The following is a 20,597-nucleotide window of genomic DNA, read 5'->3' as shown; positions in this document are numbered from 1 at the left end:
TCATCCCGCCGGGCATCGATTCAATCTTGTCGTGGATGGCGAGGGGATGAGAGCCGGTGCGCCGTATCAATGCGACCGCCTTTCTTCCGTAAGGCAACCTTGCGGTTGATGTGCTGGACGTGCGAGACCGATGAGATGGATTCCCCGTACTCGTCGAGGGTGCGCCGAATCATCTTCGCCGCTTTCAGAACTGCGCCTCGTCTGCGCCCATCATGATCCCTTCGCACTGAGGAATCGAGTTGCGCTCCGTGCTCTTCCAGCTCGCCGTGTGCATGACCATGCAGAGGTACTGGAGCATCTTGCTGTCGACTCTCATCCTGGAAACGTCAATACACGTAAATCCCATAATTACAGCAAAAGAATCTTTTGGGTCAGTTGTAAAATGAACTTGAACAGTTAATCAAAAAATAAAAATCCATAGTGAAGCTTCATGTTAAAATGGTTTTGGAGAAATCATCAACAAAGGAGCAATCACTATGGATCACATCCATTCTAACACAATTGAGGACGTACGTACACCCGGTCGCCATCTTTCTTTAGAAGAACGTGGCATGATTCAGGCTCTGCATCGTCAGGGGCATTCCCTTCGCGACATCGCTGCCGCGGTAGGATGTGCTCATACGACTGTTTTCTATGAGCTTCGGCGTGGAACGCCGGAGCGAAAAAGCAAGCACGGTCGCGCCCCTCAGTATATGGCAAAACGCGGTCAGCAGTCTTACGCAAAGAATCGCAAAAACTCCAGGAAACCTTGTAAAATCGACCATGACGACTGCGAGCCATTCATCCAATGGATGGTAGAACGAGTCCGTCTGGAACGCTGGTCACTGGATGCTTGTGTTGGCTATGCCAGGCTGAATAAGCTGTTTACGCCGGAACAGATTCCCTGTACCAAGACGCTCTACAACATGCTTTGGTCTAACAAGCTTCCACTGTCGCTCTTCGAAGTGCCGCGGGCCTTGAGACACAAGCGCCACCGCAAATGGGTACGTAAAAACAAGCGTATGAAGGGGCGCTCCATTGAGGAACGTCCTGCCATCGTCAATGATGGCACGGAGATTGGCCACTGGGAAGTGGATACAGTCGTTGGTCAGCGCGCAGGCCGTGAGGCAGTAGTGTTTACCGCTGTTGAAAAGGTTACACGCAACTACATCGCCATCCGCATTCCTGGACGTACCTGTGCCGGCGTTGAAGCCGCTCTTGCACAGTTGCAGGAGCTGTATGGCACAGAACGCTTCAGCCAGATTTTTAAGACGATGACGGCCGATAACGGTCCTGAGTTTGAGACTCTGTCGCAGTTCGAGCATCTTGGCACCAAGGTGTACTTTACGCATCCGTACAGTTCGTGGGAACGGGCTCAGAATGAACGCCACAATGGCCTACTGAGGGATTTCATCCCAAAAGGCATGTCCATGGAGCGGTTCTCTGATGAGGATGTCCTGAACACGGCAGATACACTGAACCAGCGCCCACGTCGTGTTTTGGGCTACCATACACCGTCAGAACTATTTGATGCATTCCTCGATGAAGTTTATGCTATTGAGTGTGTTTCTTGATTATGAGTGTTCAAATTCAACTTGCAATTTACCACCCATTTGCGGTGGCGCTTGTGTCTCAAGGCCCGCGGCACTTCGAAGAGCGACAGTGGAAGCTTGTTAGACCAAAGCATGTTGTAGAGCGTCTTGGTACAGGGAATCTGTTCCGGCGTAAACAGCTTATTCAGCCTGGCATAGCCAACACAAGCATCCAGTGACCAGCGTTCCAGACGGACTCGTTCTACCATCCATTGGATGAATGGCTCGCAGTCGTCATGGTCGATTTTACAAGGTTTCCTGGAGTTTTTGCGATTCTTTGCGTAAGACTGCTGACCGCGTTTTGCCATATACTGAGGGGCGCGACCGTGCTTGCTTTTTCGCTCCGGCGTTCCACGCCGAAGCTCATAGAAAACAGTCGTATGAGCACATCCTACCGCGGCAGCGATGTCGCGAAGGGAATGCCCCTGACGATGCAGAGCCTGAATCATGCCACGTTCTTCTAAAGAAAGATGGCGACCGGGTGTACGTACGTCCTCAATTGTGTTAGAATGGATGTGATCCATAGTGATTGCTCCTTTGTTGATGATTTCTCCAAAACCATTTTAACATGAAGCTTCACTATGGATTTTTATTTTTTGATTAACTGTTCAAGTTCATTTTACAACTGACCACCGCAAATGGGTACGTAAAAACAAGCGTATGAAGGGGCGCTCCATTGAGGAACGTCCTGCCATCGTCAATGATGGCACGGAGATTGGCCACTGGGAAGTGGATACAGTCGTTGGTCAGCGCGCAGGCCGTGAGGCAGTAGTGTTTACCGCTGTTGAAAAGGTTACACGCAACTACATCGCCATCCGCATTCCTGGACGTACCTGTGCCGGCGTTGAAGCCGCTCTTGCACAGTTGCAGGAGCTGTATGGCACAGAACGCTTCAGCCAGATTTTTAAGACGATGACGGCCGATAACGGTCCTGAGTTTGAGACTCTGTCGCAGTTCGAGCATCTTGGCACCAAGGTGTACTTTACGCATCCGTACAGTTCGTGGGAACGGGCTCAGAATGAACGCCACAATGGCCTACTGAGGGATTTCATCCCAAAAGGCATGTCCATGGAGCGGTTCTCTGATGAGGATGTCCTGAACACGGCAGATACACTGAACCAGCGCCCACGTCGTGTTTTGGGCTACCATACACCGTCAGAACTATTTGATGCATTCCTCGATGAAGTTTATGCTATTGAGTGTGTTTCTTGATTATGAGTGTTCAAATTCAACTTGCAATTTACCAAAGAATCTTTTGTGATCCCCCTCGCGATGCCGGCCGTGACGGGTAAGGCGTTCCCACTGACGCGCAGCCCGTCGGATATATTTTGTCCAGGAGTTCCATCTCCTGAGGGACAGAAGCAGGATTCTCAGTGTCTTCCCTGATCTGTATCTTCGTTCTTTCTGGTATACTCATGGTTACATCTCCTTTTCTCGTATGTGAGGTACTTTCTTCACGTCACGTGCTCCCATTTCCCCCGTATCCCCTTCAGCCAACGGCAGGTTCAGGAGCAGCTGCTCCGGCAAGTTTTTTGCGCCCGCGAAGCGGCGTCGTTACTCGGTTTTCCCGCCGTTTCTCGATGAGAAATGGGGAAGTGCACATCACCAGCCCCGGAGCAGCCCCCTCGGGGTGCTCCGCATGGGTGGCCGGCCCCGCGGCTCCGGCTCAAAAACAGTTCTCCTGACTCCATTATAGCAGACCGGACGGCCCGTGTCTGACCGTTGCAACCGGTAAAAAGTCACTTTTCAGGGCCCTTCCACCGGACAGGAGATCATGCTATAATGACGCTGAAGAAAAAGGAGACAGGAGGGACAGGGAATGGACCGGATGCAGAAGAGACTCGACGCGATGGAGAAACTCCGTCGGGAAATCGACGACCTCAAAGAAAAGCTGCTTACCGCGAAGCGGCGCTGGAAGAATTCCTCGGAGACACTCCACCAGCTGACAGAAGAGAAGCAGCGGAAGGTATACCGCCTGTCCCAGTTCGAGGAGATCATGAAGAAGACCGGCCTCATCGACGGATATGATCCCGACGAACTCTATCTCGTCCTCCTGACCAACCGGAAACACATCCTGAAGAACAAGCAGCAGAGCACCAAGAGGAGCTTAGCTGAATGGGTATTTTAGAGGACGCAACCGTTACTGGTCACATCCACCGGATGGAACCTGAGTGTCTCCGGGCATTGGTGAAGAGAATCAGGACAGGACCCGAAAGGCCGGGGAAGCAGGATCCGCAAGAGCTACATCCCACCATCTAAGATCAGCAGCACACCTCCCACGCCAATCGACGATGATCCCGAATCCGAAGAAAGCATGGAAGACCTCATGCATCACGCCGACCAGTACTTCCAGCCCGGCGACGACATCGAATACTACGACCCCAACCACGACTGGTATGTCCAGAACTGGGAAGGCGAGGATATTCCCGGCACCTCCTGGCTGAAAATCGAAGATGACGATGACCGTACCGACAAGTAAATCGAAGAAACATAAAAAGGGCCTGAGCCTATAAGTCATGCTTATAGGCTCAGGCCCTTTTCATAAAAGCGATTCACTCAATCCGTCAAAATCAAGTCCGCAAATTCTTCCTTTCCCATCACAAGTCCGCTGTGCGCCAGCCGTTCACGGCGCTTCTCGTAGATTTCGTACAGCATCTCACGGCGCTCATCGCGCAAGCCGTAATGAATCTTTCGGTGACATACAGGGCAAAGGCAGATGAGATTGGCGTAAACATCCAGGCTATAGGAAAAACGGCTCTGCAAATGAATCGGGATGGTATGATGTGACTCCATGTACGGCTTATGTGTGCGCTCTGCCACAAAGGTCTGATGCCTGCCATCCATCTCGCAGTGATAGTCAGCAACCGCCAAGGTCTGTTCCCTCAGGATATCAGACCGCGCCCAATGTTTGGCCTCGTAGTGCCTCGGCTCTTCTGTACGGACAGGCATCGGCATATCCAGTTTGCCAATATCATGACGAAAGGCCATCAGGTTCGTTCCTTCCGCAAACTTCACATAATGATTGAGACCCGCGCTATACATCTGATTTCCCTTCTTATTTTGAGCGATGAAAGCGGCATCCTCAAATAGTACCTCCTGCAGTTCCTTCAATCGATGCAAATCCGAGACATCATAAATCGAGCCCGTTATCATCTTCATCTCTTGTAAGTGACGAGTGATGTTGTTGAGCGCATCACAATAGTGATTTACCGTAGATGGCTTCAACTGACGCACCTCACTGAGATAGCACTTGTAATATGTCTTCAGCAATGGCTCCATTCATAATCCCTTCCTTAGGTGATTCATGAAAAAATCTTAATTCAGAAAAGCACAGCAATGTTAACCCTTATCAAAATCATCATCTAGTTGCTTTGTCAGTAGCATTCTTCTATAAAATGTGTTGATTTTTAAATTCTATAAAAATAAAAAAAGTTCCTTCTCAGCTAGACTAAAATTTTGACATGTCCCGGTCCATCATGTACTTCAGGAATAGTGATACCTTCATGGAATCGATACGATAAACGCCTCGTCAGCAGCCATTCTTCAGATGTCTGCTGTGCTGCTGCCAATCGCCGAATTGTCTTGCAAACCTATCCGTTCAAAAGCACAGCTGTCCTACGTATCACCGCTTATGACCAATGATTTCCTCCATACGCGACAAGAACAGGCCAGGGATATTCCCCGGCCTGTTCTTGTTGTATGAAACACACGCCATGCCAAAATCCTTTACTATGATAAAGGAAATTCACCAGGTGAATTTTTTATTTACCTAAGGGCGTCTTCTCAGTTCCGCTTAATATACCTTATCTCCAGGTAGCCCACATGTTATAATAGATATTGATAACATGCACATGGAGGAGTGAATGATATGGTATCTGAAGCACGTCGTATAGAAAAACGTTCCATAGGTGCCAATCCTCATCGTAGACCGCATACTCTATGCTATTGCAAAAGGCCGGAAAAGAATAAGTGGAGGCTGCTATGAAATCTACACCATCATATGACCATACAGATCCGTTAAGCATCGAATCGTATGGAAAAAAGATGATTGGCCAGACGTTCCGCTCCATCTACGAACAGTCAATCCAATCAGGAATCATCCGCACAGCGCAGGAAGATACGGCTGCCTATGTGACCAAGCATGAAGACAAGAACTACAAAGGCGGCATCGGCAACCTCGTCGAGGAATGCTGGTTCGGCTACAGGGCCAACAGTGATGCCGAAGCAGACTTCCCCGAAGCTGGTGTTGAACTGAAGGTCACACCGTATGTCAAGAATAAGAAGGGCTTCCGCGCCAAGGAGCGCCTCGTCCTCACGATGATCAACTACATGAAAATCGTCAAGGAACGAGACTTCGAGCACAGCCACCTATGGGAGAAGGCACAGCTCATGCTGCTAGTCTGGTACCTGCATGTGAAAGGCATCAGCGATATGGACAGCACGGTCGATTTCGTACAGCTCTTCACACCTTCAGCAGAGGATCTAAAAATCATACAGAACGACTATCAGAAGATTGTCGCCAAGATAAAGGCGGGCAAGGCTCACGAGCTCTCAGAAGGTGATACCCTATATCTCGGTGCATGCACAAAGGGCTCAAATTCCAAGCTACGACGTCAGCAGCCGTTCAGTGATGAGCCAGCCAAACCGCGTGCATTCTCGTTCAAGAATAGCTATATGACCTATGTACTGCTGCACTACATCATGCCTGGCAGGCAGACATACGAGCCAATCGTCAAGTACGGCAAGGTCGATGACTTCGAGAACTTTGTTGAGTCGCGCATCGATGCCTATCGCGGCATGAGTGAGAGCGCACTGCGGAAACGCTTCAATCTACCCCACCCCTCGAAGAGCATCTACGCACAGATTGTGTTCCGCATCCTTGGTGTCAGAGGGAATCATTGCGAGGAATTCGAGAAGGCTGGTATCGTCGTGAAGACCATCCGCATCCAGAAGAATGGGAAGATGAAAGAGTGCATGTCGTTCCCTGCCTTCCGCTTCCAAGAGCTTGCAGAAGAAACATGGGATGACAGCACCTTCGGCAATTACTTGCGTGATACGCGCTTCTTCTTCGTCGTGTTCCGAGAAGATGCAGATGGCGAATATCACCTGTCTGGGTGCAAGTTCTGGAATATGCCGTACAAGGACTTAGAATATGGCGTGCGAAAAGTCTGGCAAGAAACACACGATATCATAAAAGAAGGACGACTCGTCCTTACACCAGATAATCGCGGACGGCTCAGCAATAACCTGCCGAATGCATCTGACAGTCCCATCGCCCATGTCAGGCCGCACGGCCAGACACGAGAGGATACCTATCCCCTGCCAGAGGGTACACATCTCACCGTGCGCGATACCGGGACAGGTCGCGGCACTTGGCCAGATACGACCATTTTCACGAAACAGTGCTTCTGGCTGAACAACAGCTATATCCTCCAGCAGCTCAGAGATATCATCCACTGACGAATCACTATGCGCCTCTGACTATCAAAAACCGCGGAGAACCATGACCCCTATCATGGTTCTCCGCGGTTTACTGTATGCGTCTATATCTTTGTCAGTCCTCACGGTCAATGATCTGGCCGAGAGTCTTCCCCATGCGCTCGATGCAGCCGGTGACGAGGGCGTTACCCATGCAGAAGTACTGGAAGCGGTCGCTCATGCCAGTGTCAGTCCAATGTTCCGGGAAGCCTTGGATCTTATTGGCCTCGTTCGGCGTCAGGAGACGTAGGCGCCCAGTATCCAGGTCCTTTACGACATGGGTGCTGCGATTCGTCGTCCCCTCGCTGGTCAGCATCGTACGGGCCGGACGGTCAACCGGATCTGGGAAGGCGATTGGCCCTTCCGAGAAAGTGTACTTATGACCTGTCTTCGAGGTCCGCTCAATCTTCTTGGCCCCTTTCAGATACTTCCACTTCTCGATGTCATCCCCAAGATAATACTTCTCGGGGACATCGTGATCCATGATATCGCGCAGGAGCTTGTACGGACCATGGTAGTCCGGCTCTGCTTTGACCGTCGCGATGTGGCCGTCTGACATATAGCCTGCCGTCTCGAACGGGAAAGCAAAGTTCTGCGTGATCTCAAGCAGGTCATGCGTCTCGAGGTCCTTCTTGGATGCAATCACGTTCGGTTTCAGCGGGAAAGTACGAGCAAAGAAGCCATCCGTGTTGAGCATCGCGAGCGAATCATGACCAGCCATCTGCTGGCCGTATACCGTATCGTTGCGATACGCGAAGATGAACGTGCGGCGGCGACGCTGCACGAATCCATAGTCGGCGGCATTGACGACGCGCCACTCCACGCTGTAGCCGAGGTCCCAGAACGAAGCGAGGATGATACCGAAGTCACGACCACGCTGTTTGGCCGGCGACTTCAGCAAGCGATCGACATTCTCAAGCAGGACGAACGGCGGCTGCTTGGCTTTGAGCGTATCGTAGATCTGCCACCAGAGAACGCCCTTCTTGCCCTCGATGCCCTTGGCCCCCGTCGCAGCGACGGAATAGTCTTGGCAGGGGAAACCACCGACAAGAAGCGTGTGATCTGGGATGGTCGCCTTGTCAATCAGCCCGATATCCACATTGACATGTGTATCCTCCTTGCCGAAGTGCGCACAATAGCAGTCAAAGGCATCCTGTCGGGCGCGGCTAGGCTCCCACTGGTTCGCCCATACCGTGTCCCAGTCCTTTGAAGCTCGCTCGAGCCCGACGCGGAATCCGCCGACACCGGCGAACAGTTCACAAACAGTCTTGTCCATCGTTTCAATCTCCCTTGCTCGTTCACCCCTTCAATGGGTACGTACTGGCCTGTCGGCCGGAATAGTGTTACCATTATATCATAGAACGACCAGAAGATCAACCCTTGGCCATGGTGCTCCATAGCCATAGAATCTCACAGATGGATTGAGGCGATGAGTATGGCACAGACGACAGATAAAAGGACCGGCACGGTCAGTCGGACGAAGAAGCCGCTAACAGAAGCACAGCGCAGCCACATCATGTCAAAGATCCGTGGCAAGGATACAAAGCCGGAAGTCCGTCTGCGCAAAGCCCTCTGGCATAAGGGGCTCCGCTACCGCAAGAACTACCGTCGCCTGCCAGGGACGCCTGACATCGCACTGACACGGCAGAAAATTGCCATCTTCGTCGATGGCGACTTCTGGCATGCACGCGGCCATGAAGAGCATCCGGGCGAGCAGGTCAAGCACAACCGCGAATACTGGATCCGCCATCTGACACGCAACGTCGAGAAAGCCAAAGAGGTCAATGACGCGCTGACCGAACAGGGCTGGCTCGTCCTGCGCTTCTGGGAGAGTGATATCAAGAAAGACCTCCAGAACGTATTAGAGCAGATTAATCAATACCTATGATTAATCTGCTCTATTGCATTCAATCCGCCAAAATGAGGTCAGCAAATTCTTCTTTTCCTATCTCGAGTCCGCTATGCGCCATGCGTTCATGGCGTTTTTCGTATCTCTCATACAGCATCTCGCGGCGCTCACCGCGCAGGCCGTAATGAATCCTGCAATGACATATCGGACAACGGCAGAAAACCCTTCTTGCTATAAAGCTTCACAATGAAGCCGCATAGCAAGAAGGGTTTTATTTGTCTCAAAATGATGATGAAAATACCGATGACGGTATTTGGAGGGCTACAATACTGTGCCCCTGAGCCCTTGGGGTTACTGGCCCCAGATGAGTAAAATGGAAAACCTCGGCGATTTTTCGGATTTTCGGCTGTCCGCGCCACGCGCTCTGTTCGGTATAGTGCCGAGTTGAGAGGCTGAAAGCCTTGCTACACAAGGGCTGGCGGTGTTCGGTAAAAAATCGGAAAACCTGCGGCCTTTTTGACCCGCAAAAAGGTTTTCTACTTTTTGCAGTATACCATCTTGGAAAGATTTTGTCAACTTCAGTCAAGATGGATCAATAAAAAACGATTTTCTTTACTGAGGCAAAGGAAATTCACCGGGTGAATTTTTCTTGAAGGGACGGGTTCCTTTTTCTAGGTTGCGTTCACGAATGGGCTATGCTATCATGGAAGGAGCAAATACAACGATGTGATATAAGAAAGGAGCTCCCCTCTGCTACCAACACAGGAGAGCCCCTTTATATCACAGCTCACATCATGACTACCAATCGCGATGTGACTCTCTTATCGGAATCAGGACTTCCGATAAAATAACTGTAGATGTCTCCTATCATTGTAGCAAAGATAGAACCAGAACACAAGAGCTGCAAGAAAGAAGATGTCACGAGACGCTGGTCCCGGTGCATCTGCACGAGCGAAGGGGCCAGGCTCCCCTACCATGGCGCGGTCTATCGAGACGCAAGACGTGGCGGGGCTCCTACAGGATTTTATCGATAAAAATCAAGGTCTGTCCGATAAGGGCAGGCCTTTTTGTATGGCGAAGATGAAGATCCGGACAGGAGTGGGACGATGGGACGAACGGCAGGCAACCCGTGGCAGGATGCGAAGCGGAAGACGGAATATCTGCAGGCGCGGTATGCGTCTGTCTCGCCATGCCGTTTTTACGACGAGATTCTCGGCCACATTGAAGACGAGCCGGATTTCCAGCTCTGCGCCATGCACGCGCAGGCCAAGAAGGGGCAACGTATGCGCCGCTATGATGATGTGATGGACATGCTGCTGGATGCAGGTGCTCGCCGGGATGCCTACGTCTACCCGGCGGCCTACTACCACTCGTATGCCCTGGAGGCCCTGCTGCAGTCGACTTCCTGTCTCTACATCGACCTGGATCACGTCGCGGCGAAGCAGCTGCGCCGCCTCTGTGATGCGGATTTCTTTGGGCATCGCCCGACGTATCTCGTCAATTCGGGCAACGGCGTGCATCTCGTCTACGTGCTGCAGGAGCCGGTCCAGACATACGACTGGGCCAAGAAACTGCTGAAGCGCATCCACCACGGACTCTTGAAGGTGTTCCGCCAGCATCGCTTTGACGCGGATCTCACGACGGGCATCTCGCATGCGTACCGCATCGTCGGCAGCCTGACGAAGCTCGGACAGATTTGCCGCGCCTACTGCGTCGGGGCGCACATGACGATTGCAGCACTCGCGCAGTCCGTAGGCGTGACCTGGGCACGTCCTCAGAAAGCGATTCATCCTGTAACAAAGTCCGTTCGTCCGGCTGTTGCACCCCATGCAAAGCGGGGCTTCTATGCCTATCTCGTCGAGAAGATTGCTGAGCGGACGCAGGAGGGCCACCGCTACACCGCGCTCTTCGCGCTCACCTGTGTCGGCTACAAGTGCGGCATGGCGCTTGAGGCAATCTCTGAGGATGTCATGCATCTCGCTGCTGTGCTCGGTCTCCCCCAGCGCGAAGCAAAACATGCGCTCGAGGTCTGTGATCCCGAGAAGGCGAGGACGGTCCGCGCTGCAACGCTTGAGGACTGGCTGGGCTGGTCGTTTGACCGCAAGACGAAGCGCAATGGCCGCACGCGCAAAGAACACCTGGCCAAGGTCGCAGCAGACCGCACCGCGGCGAGCCGCAGGCGCGTCTGGGCCTGCCTCAAAGAAACGCCGACGGCAACAATCTCAGAACTCGCGCGCAAGCTCTCCATCACGCGCAAGACGGCGGCCAAGTACTTCCACGAGTGGATGGACAGACTGCTGGACCGCGTTCCGGCGCAGATGGCTGCCAGTGAACCGGTGGCCTCTGCGCGCACGGCCAAGGCTGCCAAGACGTCAGAGGGAGGGATTGCTGCCCCTGCGTCATTCATTGCATCTATACCTGCCCCTTGGGGCGAGCTTGGCTCCGTTTGCGCAGGCCGGACCGAGGATAACCGTGTAGGCGCTCGGGGCAGCTCTCCAGATTCTATAACTTCTACATTCTTGTTGCTATGTAGATGGCTTTATGCTAAACTATATCCAGAAACTTCTACAAGTACAAGTCACTACGGAAAGGATGAAGAAGCTTGGCAGACCTGATCAATCGCAAGGTCATCAACACGACCTTGTCAAAGGACAATGCGGAGAAGCTGCGCACGCTGTCGAAGCGCAAGGGCATTCCGCAGACGCGTGTCCTGGACCGCGCCGTCGATACGCTCTATCAGAAGGAAGAGGCTTCCATGGAGGGAGCGGCGAAGCACAAGGGCATTGCCATCTGCATCGCCAACAACAAGGGGGGCGTGGGCAAGACGACCTCGACGGCGGCATTTGCTGACCTCCTGTCGAAGCGCGGCAAGCACGTGCTCGTCATCGATGCGGACCCGCAGGGCAATCTCTCGGGACGCTTTGGCTACAGTGCAGACAGCCCGGAGCAGGCCATCCCGAATTACCTCGGCTCGCTGATTGAGGACCGCTTCCGCGGCACGGAGCATCAGCCGCTCGGCTACTTCATCAACCATCTCGATGAGTTCCCGCGCATCGACATCATCTACTCGGACATTCGTCTCGATGGAGTCTACACGCTGCTGACGACGGACAGCATCGCGAGTGCGACGATGTTCCGCAAGCTGCTCGCGGAGATCCGCTCACTCGACAAGTACGACTACATCCTCATCGATGCGCGCCCGGCCGTCAACAATGAAGTGTCCTCCATCTTCATCGGCAGTGACTACGTGATCATCCCGGTAGAAGCCAGCTGGGACTCGATCGTCGGCGCCAACACGATTTACCAGTTCATGGCCAAGAGCCGTGAGCTCAATCCGGCGCTCAAACTGCTCGGTGTCTTCTTCACAAAGGTCCAGGACCGCACGACGTCCTTCCACACGCTGCTGCCGATGGTCAAGGGCAACTGGGATAAGGACCTGTTCCAGACGAAGATTCCGCGCAACCAGGATGTCGTCAATGCGGAGAATGAGGGCTATCCGGTCACGTACCGCAAGCCGGCCTGCAAGGCATCGAAGGCCTATGTGAAACTTTTAGATGAAATGGTGGAGCGAATTGACAATGATGAGAAACAGAACGATTAACTTTGCCAAATCCGATGCGCGCCCTGAAGATATCAAGGGGACGATTGGCGTCAGCGACCGATTTGCGGACCCGAAGCTCAAGGAGGCGATTGCCGAGCAGATGCGTGCCCCGCAAGCGCCAGCAGCCCAGCTGGGGGCAGATGGCTCGCCAGCACGTGCAGAGGACACAGAAGGAACGCTGCGCACAAAGCGTGATGTGGAGGATGTCCTGACGGAAATCGCCGGCACCACAGGCCGTTTCATGCGGATCCCGCGCACGAAGCTCATGGCGACGCCAGCGGCATGGAACCCCTTCTCCCAGGTCTCGCAGGAGAAAAAAGTCCTGATGGCGGACAGCATCTACCGCACGGGCCTGCAGCAGCCGATCGTCGTCCGCAGCATCGACGAGGCCGGCAACATGTACCAGATCCTCGCAGGCAACACGCGCAACGAGATTTACGGCGTCCTCTATGAGCTCACAGGCGACGAGAAGTACGCGTCCATCGAGGCAAAGGTCTACGGCTACGGGGAGCTGACGGATGACCAGGCCCGCGAGATCGCGTCGGATACGAACTACGTGCAGCGCGCCGAGCTTTCGTCGCGCGACAAGGCGTATGCCGTCCACACTAAAGTGGAGATGCTCAAGAAGAACAAGGTTGCGGCCGTCCTGGACCGCGTGGCCGAGCAGATGAACATCCAGCGCAGCTCCGTGTTCTACTGGAACAAGGTGTTCAGCCTGATCCCGGAGTTCTATGCCTACTTCGATGAGGGACGGATCCGCCTGAAGACGGCCAGCCGCATCGCAAGCTGGCCGCCGGCCATCCAGAAAGACCTCTGGGAACGCCGCGACTTCCTGACGGATGACCTGATCCTCAAGATTCCCGCCAAGACCCCGTATGACAAGATCATCCCGCGCTTTGAAGAGCTGCTGGACATCTCAACCGCTCCGAAAAAGGAGCTGGGACACATCCAATCCATAGACGTGCAGGACCGTACCTACACCATCCAGGCCGAAGTCGACCGGCCAGACGACAGCGAAGTCGTCGTCCTCTGCGTGCCAAAGGCCAAGATGAAAGCCCTGCAGCGCAAGTACGGTGATTACCTCATCAAGTGAAATTTTGGCGGCACTGGTCAAAACGAAGAAGATGTGGTACAATCGAGACAGAAAGAGCGGCCGATGTTTGCCCGTCGGATCCGCCGTTCGTTAAAAACTTGGGACGTTCCGATTTCGCAAAAAGTCAGTTAATTGCTATTTCAGCAATGCTAGGAGCGCCGCGAGCAACTGCAAAAAAGCCAGCGCAAGGGCTGCTTTCTCGTAAGTCGTCATGGGCATCACCTCCCCTTGAACGGGGAACCGACCATCGACCGCCGAGAATAGTATGCCATGTCGCTGGCATTTTTGCATCTTATGGCGAATTCCCCACACATCTGTGTGAGGAAGCCTGAAGCCTATGAAAAATAAAGAAAAATTCACCGGGTGAATATCCTTCATTTCGTTAAAGGAAATTCATCCGGTGAATTTTTTATAAGACAGGATATATGCTGGAAGGAGACGTTATCCAGCACCTGAAATGCCCTCTGAGACCAGACACAGCCTGGCTTCGCAGGCATCGAAAAAATTGTCGGCGACCTGCGTCCCCTGAACCTGCCGTTGGCGATCATATCCTTTCAAATATTGTCCATGCTTTGCCAGATGAAGGACTCCAATTCGTTCTGGCTACTCCGTGTGAACAGGGTCTTGCACCACTCTGCATCGTTCAATTTCTGGAGCAGCAGCGCCAAGAAATCCAGATGATCGTGCTGATTCTGTGGAGCTAAACAGATGATGCAGCGGATTTCCTTGCCACTCTGCATCGTGATGGGATTCTGGAATAAGGTAAGTGCAGCAGAGCTAGCAAGGACGCCGTCTTTTGTCTTGGCATGCGCGAGCAAGACGCCTTTGCCGAGGACCATGTAATCGCCGTAGCGGGACAGCAGCGCGATGATGCGGTCAATGTAGCCCTGGACAATGAAGTGGCTATGCAGGAGTGGCTCGCATGCGTACTGGATGGCTTCTTGCCAGGCTGGTTTTGTCTTTAGCGAGGGGGTAGGAAACTCGCCGCTGCAGTAGTTCACGTATTTCAGCAGAGATGTCGATTGACTCTGTTTACTGCTGACTTTCATTCGATGGCTTTTCCTGTAGAAGTAGTCGTTGAGTCCTTTCAGCAGGCCGTTCATGTCTTCAATCTTTGCATAGTCGGATATGATATCGATGATTTCACGCACGTTCTCGCGGAGCTCCGTATTGACGGGAAAGTTCAACTCGATCAGTCGATTGTGGAGCTCCTCCCATTCCTGTGCCGTCGGCAATGGCGATATCGACAGCACCGGGCAAGTGATATCTTGAAAGTACTGTCGTGATGTTGTCGTGATCACAAGGCTGACGTCATCGAGTGGGAACTGCAGACATTCCGCCGTGCTGAGCGGTCCGGTGAAATGGACTTGTGGATAGTGATTGCGGAGTTGCAACAGTAAGAACTGTGATGTACCGATGCCACTGGAACAGACGACCAGAATCTGGCGCTGTTCTTTTGCTTCTGTCTGCGAAACCACTGCACCGCCAAAATAGGTAGCAATCAGGGCAATCTCGTCATCCGAGAAATCTGCATGCCAGAGGTACTCCTGTGATTTGACTGCTGCTTTGGTCAGATAGAACAGACTTTGATAGTCTTGTTTGATTTTTGACAGCATCGGATTTTGGTAGCGGATTCCGTTCTGCAACCGATGATATGCAGAGATGAGATGGACCGTCAATCGGTCCACCAGGCCCTTTCGATCCTGCGTGATGTCCAACCCGGACAGAGAAGCAAAGCGATTGACCAGATGCTCGGCAAAGATATGCAGGCTATCATAGAGCGCATCTTTCTGAGAAACGGAGATCACTGCCTGCTGGCGCATAATACGGCATAGATAGAGGCACTCACTCCTGTCACTTACGTTGTGGCGTGCGAGAAATTCTTTGGCCCAGTCACGAATCCGGATTTCTTCTTCGGACCATTCGATCTGCGCAAAGGATACTCTGTCTCCGTTGATGAGCCGTTGATCATACCAGGTGAGGAAGTACATCATGAAATGGTGTGCATCGTCGGTCAGGCGGCTGCCCACGAGATCCTCATAGGATTGCAGCAGAGCCGGAATATCGGTTGAATAGCTCAAAGTATAGTATCGTTCAAGTAAGTCCAAAATGGCGGCGAAGTTTTCGATAACCCATCGCCTTTTTGCCAGTTCACTCCCTTCCATGATGCGTCCGCGCGGTGTGACGCGGACTTGGAAGGGAGCTTTTTGATTGTAGGATTCCAGATGACGTATCTCCTGCAGGACGGTGTTCCGCGCGACTTGGAAAATGTCCATGAAGTCCTGGAGCGAGATTCCCGGCTCGGTGATCAGCATGTAGTCCAACAGTCTGTTCCGGTCTTCTAAATGAAGGTCTTTCAATGGGATGCGCATCTTACGCGGACGCGTCAGGACATTGTAGACGATGGGCTCTTGCTCATAGCTGCGCAAAGCATGCTTTCCCTGCTCTTCCAGATAATATCCCTGTCCCTTCTTATTCTGGATGATGGGCAACCCCTGCTCGGAAAGGGCGCGATTGACCTTCTTGATCAAATAGAGGATGCTGCGCCTGGACAGCTGCATTGCCTCCTGAAGACCTTCAATGGATATGGCGTGATTATTTTGCTGTAGCAGTGCCAACAGCTTATCGCCGTTCTTGAATGAACAAAAGGATAACATGACGTGACCTCCGGTGTATTGATAGTATCAGGATAGTTCAGTTATTGCACTTTTGTCAAATCTTTATTGCACTTGTTTGGATTGGTAATTATGTCTAAAATAGGCATTGTAATAAGGAACAAGCCTCAGTGAAAGGAGGGACTGCATGATGGAAGTATTCAATGAACAATATGTTCAGTACATCAATCAGGAGCATGTATCTTGGAAGAGCTTGATTCAGATGGCGGGTCAGCCGCTCTTGAACGATGGCTTGATTGCACAGGAGTACATCGATGAAATCATCACAACGTGCGAGGAAAAAGGGCCATACATGAACATCGGGCCGAACATCGTGCTAGCGCATGCAAGGCCGTTGCCTTCCACCAAGAAAGCTGTTATGGCGCTGCTGCTCAGCAAGCAGCCGGCAGCGTTGCTAGATGACCCGGCTCACAAAGCGCGCCTCTGGATTTTCCTGGCGACGCCAGATGATCGAAGCCACATCGAGCTGATCCAGAAGCTAGCGACCTTGCTGATGGATGCCGATCATGTACAACGCATTTTGGCAGCAACCTCGCAAGAAGAACTGCTCGCCAGTGTTCTTGCTGAATAAAGAAATCATCTATTCTATATCATTTACGTTTTAGGAGGAATCACTATGAAATTCTTATGCATTTGTCAGTCCGGTCTCGGCAGCAGCTTTATGGTCCAGATGAACATCCAGAATCTGCTCAATTCTGAAGGCGTGATAGAGGAAATCGCAGTCGAGCACGCAGATGTCGGCAGCACAACAGCCGACATGGCTGATTACTTCTTCGTCGAAAAGACGCTTGGAGATGCCGTATCCGGCTTGCCGCAGGATCGCGTTGTCCTGCTCAACAGCTTGATTGATCAGAATGAGATCAAGGATGCCGTCAACAAGATTCTCGATGACAATAACATTGCACATAACTAAGCACATAACTAAGCACATAACTAAGGGGACTCAATCGAAAGGGGGATTTCGGTTATGATACAGAATCTTTTCGTCAGTATCGTCCAGACACCAGCTTTGCTCGTCGGTTTGCTGGCTGTCCTGGGACTTATCTTACAGCATAAGAAAACCACCCAGGTCATTCAGGGAGGCATCAAGACCTTTGCAGGTTTCCTGATTCTGACTGGCGGTGCTGGCATCCTTGTCAATTCGCTGGATCCATTTGCAAAGATGTTCCAGTTCTCACTCGGTGTACAGGGCGTTGTACCGAGCAATGAAGCAGTTGTTGCCATTGCCCTGGTTGACTACGGCTCTGTGACAGCGATGATCATGTTTGTCGGCATGCTGGTCAACATCGCATTGGCGCGCTTTACGAAGTTCAAGTACATCTTCCTGACTGGCCAGGCCATGCTCTATGTTTCATGCCTGACGGCTGTCATTCTCGTCTCTGCCGGTTTCGGCAATGGTCTTTTCACGATCCTGCTCGGCGGCCTGTTCGAAGGCACGCTGCTCACCGTCACACCGGCTCTCTGCCAGCCGTTCATGCGTGTGATTACCGGTGGCGATACCGTTGCCATGGGCCATACGGGCAACATCGGCTATGCATTGGCTGGCTGGTGCGGCAAGTGGTTCGGCAATAAAGAGCACAGCACAGAAGACATCAACGTCCCGAAGAGCATGTCGTTCCTGCGTGATTCGACGGTCTCCATCACGATCGTCATGGCAATCGTCTACGTCATCCTCGCTCTGATGACGGGCCAGCAATTCGTAGAGGAAAACCTTAGCAAAGGAACGAACTACATCATCTATGCAATCGTGCAGGCCGGTACCTTCGCTGCAGGTTTCGCCGTTGTTCTGCAGGGTGTCCGCATGATCTTGGCAGAAATCGTCCCGGCCTTCCAGGGCATCGCCATGAAACTCGTGCCGAACTCCAAGCCTGCTTTGGATGTACCGATCATTTTCCCGTACGCACCGAATGCCGTTCTGCTCGGCTTCTTTGTCAGCTTCATCGTAGGCACACTCTCGATGTTCGGCATGGTTGCCCTCGGCACAGTCGTCATCATCCCAGGCGTTGTCGGTCACTTCTTCTGCGGCGCTGCCGCTGCCATCTACGGCAATGCAAAAGGCGGACGTCGCGGTGCAATCATCGGCGCTGCTGTCAACAGCCTGCTCATCAGCTGGCTCCCGCTGTTCATCCTGCCGGTCCTCGGCAACCTGAGCCTCGCAAGCTCGACCTTCGCGGATACCGATTACCTCATCCCGGGCATCATCCTCGGCAATATCGGCGCACTTGGCGAAACGGCCCTGCTCGTCGGCATCATCGGCTTCACAATCCTTGTCTGCCTGGCAAGTAAGCTCATGAAAGAACCGGAGAAAGCTTAATCACATCGAATAAAACATCAGCCTTGATTCATGAGATTAAGGCTGATGTTTTCGGTAGAGCAGATAGTAAAAATTCGACGGGTGAATTTCCTTTACTGTAATGAAGGAAATTCACCCGTCGAATTTTTTGCTGTTTTATGCAACTATCCTTATCAAAATGTACCGTAAAACCCCGTCCCTTCAGGGCTGGGGATATAAGGCGCGTCCGCCGAATTTACGTAAGTAATTGAAGGCGGACAGTTACTTCAAGTATTGTATTAGTTAGATATATGTAGTATAATACAAGTATGGACAGAGTATATCATTCAAACCACAATATCGTGTATTCCTGTAAGTATCACATCGTATTCTGCCCCAAATATCGTCGAAAAGTGCTCGTGAATGGCGTGGACGTGAGATTGAAGGAGCTCATACATTCCATTGCTGACGAAAATAACTTTGACGTCATCGAAATGGAAATCATGCCAGACCATGTGCACCTGCTGCTTGAGGTTGACCCACAATTTGGTATCCACAAAGCGGTAAAGACAATCAAGGGCAAAACATCAAGGATACTTCGGCAAGAATTTCATTGGCTGACAACAAAACTGCCAACACTTTGGACAAATTCGTATTTCTGCTCGACAGTTGGCGGTGCGCCGCTTGAGATTGTCAGGCAGTATATCGAGAGCCAGAAAACATCGCAAAGGAAGTGAGTGCATGGAAACGTACACGCTCGGCTATAAGTTCCGCATCTATCCGAGTAAGACGCAGGAAATCCTCATCCACCGTACACTTGGTTGTGTCCGCTTCGTGTTCAACCACTTCCTGGCTGTCAGGCGCGACGAATGGAAGGTGAACCGCAATCCGCTGACCTACGTCAAGACGAGTAGGCTGCTCACCGACCTGAAGAAACGTGAGGAAACCGCGTGGCTTTCTGAGGTTGACAGTATGGCGTTGCAGGAAGCCCTGCGTGATCTTGACCATGCCTATGAGAATTTCTTTGCAAAGCGGGCAAGATACCCACGCTTCAAATCAAAGCGCAGCCACAGCCAGTCTTACCGGACGCGCAACCAGAGCGGCGGCATCCGTATCGAAGGCAATCGGATCAAGCTGCCGAAGGTCGGCTTTGTGAAAATCAAGCAGAGTCGGGAGTTCGTGGGCAGGATTCTGAATGCCACGGTCCGCCGTGCGGCGTCAGGGAAATACTTCATTTCCCTTTGCGTTGAAACGGAAAAAGAATCCTTACTCCGGCCGAACGGTGGTAAGCAGATCGGTATCGACGTAGGGTTAAGGGCATTCTGCTCGGACAGCGACGGCAACGTGACGCAATCCCCACGCCCGCTGAAGAAGCTCCAACGCAAGCTCTGCCGAGAGCAGCGCCGCTTTTCCCGCAAGTTGCCGAAGTCCATGAACCGAGACAAGGCGCGTGTTCGTGTTGCTCGTGTGCATGAACGCATCGCAAACATCCGCAGGGACTTCCTGCATAAGTTGTCCACACAGCTTGCCCGTGAAAACCAAACGGTTGCCGTGGAACACCTGAATGTCAAGGGAATGCTGCGAAATCACAAACTCGCGAAATCCGTTTCCGATGCAAGTTGGAGCGAGTTCTTCCGCCAGCTCACATACAAGACGGAACTGCACGGTGGCGAACTGCTCAAGGTCGATACGTTCTACCCGTCGAGTCAGACATGCTCTGCTTGTGGCTATCAGAACCCACTGACAAAGGATTTGAGTGTTCGCGAATGGGATTGCCCGAAGTGTGGAACGCATCACGACAGAGATGTGAATGCTGCAAAGAACATCCTGTGCAAGGCTTTGGAAGATAAATCCACAGTGGCATAAACTGGAATAAAGTGTACCGTGGGGCACACGGGAATTCACGCTTGGGGAAATCGTGTAAGACGCCAATTCTTCGGAGGCGGCGCAGTGGTTGTCGAACCAGGAATCCCCTGCCTTCAGGCATGGGGAGTGTCAAAGTAGCTACCGTCGTGCTTGGTGTGACCGACAGGTGTGGTTGCCCCAAGAGTATCTCAC

General features: G+C 52.3%; 18 protein-coding genes and 1 pseudogene. 14 read left to right on the top strand and 5 right to left on the bottom strand.

All coding sequences use genetic code 11. From position 1 onward, the window contains the following. Positions 1-184: 184 nt before the first annotated feature. Entirely contained in the window at positions 185-316 is a 132-nt protein-coding gene (locus QDI87_RS11475) for a hypothetical protein (RefSeq protein WP_255241070.1), read from the bottom strand. A gap of 160 nt (positions 317-476) precedes the next feature. Here QDI87_RS11475 and QDI87_RS11470 point away from each other — a divergent pair, with 160 nt between their 5' ends. Beyond that, positions 477-1,553: an IS30 family transposase gene (locus QDI87_RS11470; protein ID WP_255241125.1), complete on the top strand. Its 1,077-nt coding sequence runs from the start codon at positions 477-479 to the stop codon at positions 1,551-1,553. On the opposite strand, the gene QDI87_RS11465 is transcribed toward QDI87_RS11470, so the two are convergent. Beyond that, complete coding sequence (locus QDI87_RS11465) at positions 1,529-2,095, bottom strand: helix-turn-helix domain-containing protein (protein ID WP_278742702.1); 567 nt, start codon at positions 2,093-2,095, stop codon at positions 1,529-1,531. The two genes, QDI87_RS11470 and QDI87_RS11465, sit on opposite strands and share 25 nt — an antisense overlap. A gap of 109 nt (positions 2,096-2,204) precedes the next feature. Here QDI87_RS11465 and QDI87_RS11460 point away from each other — a divergent pair. The 3 genes and pseudogenes from QDI87_RS11460 to QDI87_RS11450 all read left to right on the top strand — a co-directional run. After that, positions 2,205-2,783, top strand: a pseudogene (locus QDI87_RS11460) (IS30 family transposase); the annotation flags it as partial. A gap of 607 nt (positions 2,784-3,390) precedes the next feature. Beyond that, positions 3,391-3,699 (top strand): hypothetical protein, encoded by a 309-nt coding sequence (locus QDI87_RS11455; protein WP_278743456.1) that lies wholly within the window; start codon positions 3,391-3,393, stop codon positions 3,697-3,699. Between the two features lie 186 nt (positions 3,700-3,885). Next, positions 3,886-4,050, top strand: coding sequence for a hypothetical protein (locus tag QDI87_RS11450; RefSeq protein ID WP_278743454.1), 165 nt, complete (start codon positions 3,886-3,888; stop codon positions 4,048-4,050). Positions 4,051-4,127: 77 nt separating this feature from the next. Here the strand turns inward: QDI87_RS11450 and QDI87_RS11445 are convergent, their stop codons facing one another. Next, positions 4,128-4,850, bottom strand: a complete 723-nt coding sequence (locus QDI87_RS11445; protein WP_278743452.1) for an HNH endonuclease — start codon at positions 4,848-4,850, stop codon at positions 4,128-4,130. A gap of 702 nt (positions 4,851-5,552) precedes the next feature. Here QDI87_RS11445 and QDI87_RS11440 point away from each other — a divergent pair. Then, positions 5,553-7,031, top strand: coding sequence for a Sau3AI family type II restriction endonuclease (locus QDI87_RS11440; protein ID WP_278743450.1), 1,479 nt, complete (start codon positions 5,553-5,555; stop codon positions 7,029-7,031). Between the two features lie 94 nt (positions 7,032-7,125). Here QDI87_RS11440 and dcm read toward each other — a convergent pair whose 3' ends face one another. Continuing rightward, positions 7,126-8,325: a DNA (cytosine-5-)-methyltransferase gene (dcm, locus tag QDI87_RS11435; RefSeq protein WP_278743448.1), complete on the bottom strand. Its 1,200-nt coding sequence runs from the start codon at positions 8,323-8,325 to the stop codon at positions 7,126-7,128. Positions 8,326-8,484: 159 nt separating this feature from the next. On the opposite strand from dcm, the gene QDI87_RS11430 reads away from it, so the two are divergent. The 4 genes from QDI87_RS11430 to QDI87_RS11415 all read left to right on the top strand — a co-directional run bounded on the left by QDI87_RS11430 (position 8,485) and on the right by QDI87_RS11415 (position 13,592). Next, complete coding sequence (locus QDI87_RS11430; protein WP_278743446.1) at positions 8,485-8,937, top strand: very short patch repair endonuclease; 453 nt, start codon at positions 8,485-8,487, stop codon at positions 8,935-8,937. Positions 8,938-10,004: 1,067 nt separating this feature from the next. Beyond that, positions 10,005-11,513, top strand: a complete 1,509-nt coding sequence (locus QDI87_RS11425) for a hypothetical protein (protein ID WP_278743444.1) — start codon at positions 10,005-10,007, stop codon at positions 11,511-11,513. Continuing rightward, entirely contained in the window at positions 11,501-12,499 is a 999-nt protein-coding gene (locus QDI87_RS11420; RefSeq protein ID WP_036378598.1) for an AAA family ATPase, read from the top strand. The genes QDI87_RS11425 and QDI87_RS11420 overlap by 13 nt, the downstream gene beginning before the upstream one ends. Beyond that, a complete protein-coding gene (locus tag QDI87_RS11415) occupies positions 12,477-13,592 on the top strand; it encodes a ParB/RepB/Spo0J family partition protein (RefSeq protein WP_278743442.1) in 1,116 nt (371 codons plus the stop codon). The genes QDI87_RS11420 and QDI87_RS11415 overlap by 23 nt, the downstream gene beginning before the upstream one ends. A 554-nt stretch (positions 13,593-14,146) precedes the next feature. On the opposite strand, the gene QDI87_RS11410 is transcribed toward QDI87_RS11415, so the two are convergent. Continuing rightward, the gene (locus QDI87_RS11410) at positions 14,147-16,249 is read right to left on the bottom strand and encodes a BglG family transcription antiterminator (RefSeq protein ID WP_278743440.1); all 2,103 of its coding nucleotides are present in this window, start codon (positions 16,247-16,249) and stop codon (positions 14,147-14,149) included. 145 nt (positions 16,250-16,394) lie between these two features. Here QDI87_RS11410 and QDI87_RS11405 point away from each other — a divergent pair, with 145 nt between their 5' ends. From QDI87_RS11405 to tnpB, 5 genes are all read left to right on the top strand, one after another. Beyond that, complete coding sequence (locus QDI87_RS11405; protein ID WP_278743438.1) at positions 16,395-16,838, top strand: PTS sugar transporter subunit IIA; 444 nt, start codon at positions 16,395-16,397, stop codon at positions 16,836-16,838. Positions 16,839-16,883: 45 nt separating this feature from the next. Beyond that, a complete protein-coding gene (locus QDI87_RS11400; protein WP_278743436.1) occupies positions 16,884-17,180 on the top strand; it encodes a PTS sugar transporter subunit IIB in 297 nt (98 codons plus the stop codon). 54 nt (positions 17,181-17,234) lie between these two features. Further along, the gene (locus tag QDI87_RS11395) at positions 17,235-18,581 is read left to right on the top strand and encodes a PTS ascorbate transporter subunit IIC (protein ID WP_278743433.1); all 1,347 of its coding nucleotides are present in this window, start codon (positions 17,235-17,237) and stop codon (positions 18,579-18,581) included. Between the two features lie 287 nt (positions 18,582-18,868). Further along, positions 18,869-19,276, top strand: a complete 408-nt coding sequence (gene tnpA / locus QDI87_RS11390) for an IS200/IS605 family transposase (protein WP_036378830.1) — start codon at positions 18,869-18,871, stop codon at positions 19,274-19,276. Positions 19,277-19,280: 4 nt separating this feature from the next. Then, the gene (gene tnpB, locus QDI87_RS11385) at positions 19,281-20,405 is read left to right on the top strand and encodes an IS200/IS605 family element RNA-guided endonuclease TnpB (protein ID WP_055162838.1); all 1,125 of its coding nucleotides are present in this window, start codon (positions 19,281-19,283) and stop codon (positions 20,403-20,405) included. Positions 20,406-20,597: the final 192 nt, after the last annotated feature.

Source organism: Mitsuokella jalaludinii (assembly GCF_928722185.1).
GTDB classification, from domain to species: Bacteria; Bacillota; Negativicutes; order Selenomonadales; family Selenomonadaceae; genus Mitsuokella; species Mitsuokella jalaludinii.
Note: the sequence above shows the minus strand (reverse complement) of the source record. Positions and strands in the feature narration are given on the sequence as shown.

What these genes read in the sequence shown, in the direction of transcription:
- QDI87_RS11475 (WP_255241070.1), bottom strand. Translation starts at nt 316, where the DNA reads ATGAGAGTCGACAGCAAGATGCTCCAGTACCTCTGCATGGTCATGCAC.
- QDI87_RS11470 (WP_255241125.1), top strand. Translation starts at nt 477, where the DNA reads ATGGATCACATCCATTCTAACACAATTGAGGACGTACGTACACCCGGT.
- QDI87_RS11465 (WP_278742702.1), bottom strand. Translation starts at nt 2,095, where the DNA reads ATGGATCACATCCATTCTAACACAATTGAGGACGTACGTACACCCGGT.
- QDI87_RS11455 (WP_278743456.1), top strand. Translation starts at nt 3,391, where the DNA reads ATGGACCGGATGCAGAAGAGACTCGACGCGATGGAGAAACTCCGTCGG.
- QDI87_RS11450 (WP_278743454.1), top strand. Translation starts at nt 3,886, where the DNA reads ATGGAAGACCTCATGCATCACGCCGACCAGTACTTCCAGCCCGGCGAC.
- QDI87_RS11445 (WP_278743452.1), bottom strand. Translation starts at nt 4,850, where the DNA reads ATGGAGCCATTGCTGAAGACATATTACAAGTGCTATCTCAGTGAGGTG.
- QDI87_RS11440 (WP_278743450.1), top strand. Translation starts at nt 5,553, where the DNA reads ATGAAATCTACACCATCATATGACCATACAGATCCGTTAAGCATCGAA.
- dcm (WP_278743448.1), bottom strand. Translation starts at nt 8,325, where the DNA reads ATGGACAAGACTGTTTGTGAACTGTTCGCCGGTGTCGGCGGATTCCGC.
- QDI87_RS11430 (WP_278743446.1), top strand. Translation starts at nt 8,485, where the DNA reads ATGGCACAGACGACAGATAAAAGGACCGGCACGGTCAGTCGGACGAAG.
- QDI87_RS11425 (WP_278743444.1), top strand. Translation starts at nt 10,005, where the DNA reads ATGGGACGAACGGCAGGCAACCCGTGGCAGGATGCGAAGCGGAAGACG.
- QDI87_RS11415 (WP_278743442.1), top strand. Translation starts at nt 12,477, where the DNA reads ATGATGAGAAACAGAACGATTAACTTTGCCAAATCCGATGCGCGCCCT.
- QDI87_RS11410 (WP_278743440.1), bottom strand. Translation starts at nt 16,249, where the DNA reads ATGTTATCCTTTTGTTCATTCAAGAACGGCGATAAGCTGTTGGCACTG.
- QDI87_RS11405 (WP_278743438.1), top strand. Translation starts at nt 16,395, where the DNA reads ATGATGGAAGTATTCAATGAACAATATGTTCAGTACATCAATCAGGAG.
- QDI87_RS11400 (WP_278743436.1), top strand. Translation starts at nt 16,884, where the DNA reads ATGAAATTCTTATGCATTTGTCAGTCCGGTCTCGGCAGCAGCTTTATG.
- QDI87_RS11395 (WP_278743433.1), top strand. Translation starts at nt 17,235, where the DNA reads ATGATACAGAATCTTTTCGTCAGTATCGTCCAGACACCAGCTTTGCTC.
- tnpA (WP_036378830.1), top strand. Translation starts at nt 18,869, where the DNA reads ATGGACAGAGTATATCATTCAAACCACAATATCGTGTATTCCTGTAAG.
- tnpB (WP_055162838.1), top strand. Translation starts at nt 19,281, where the DNA reads ATGGAAACGTACACGCTCGGCTATAAGTTCCGCATCTATCCGAGTAAG.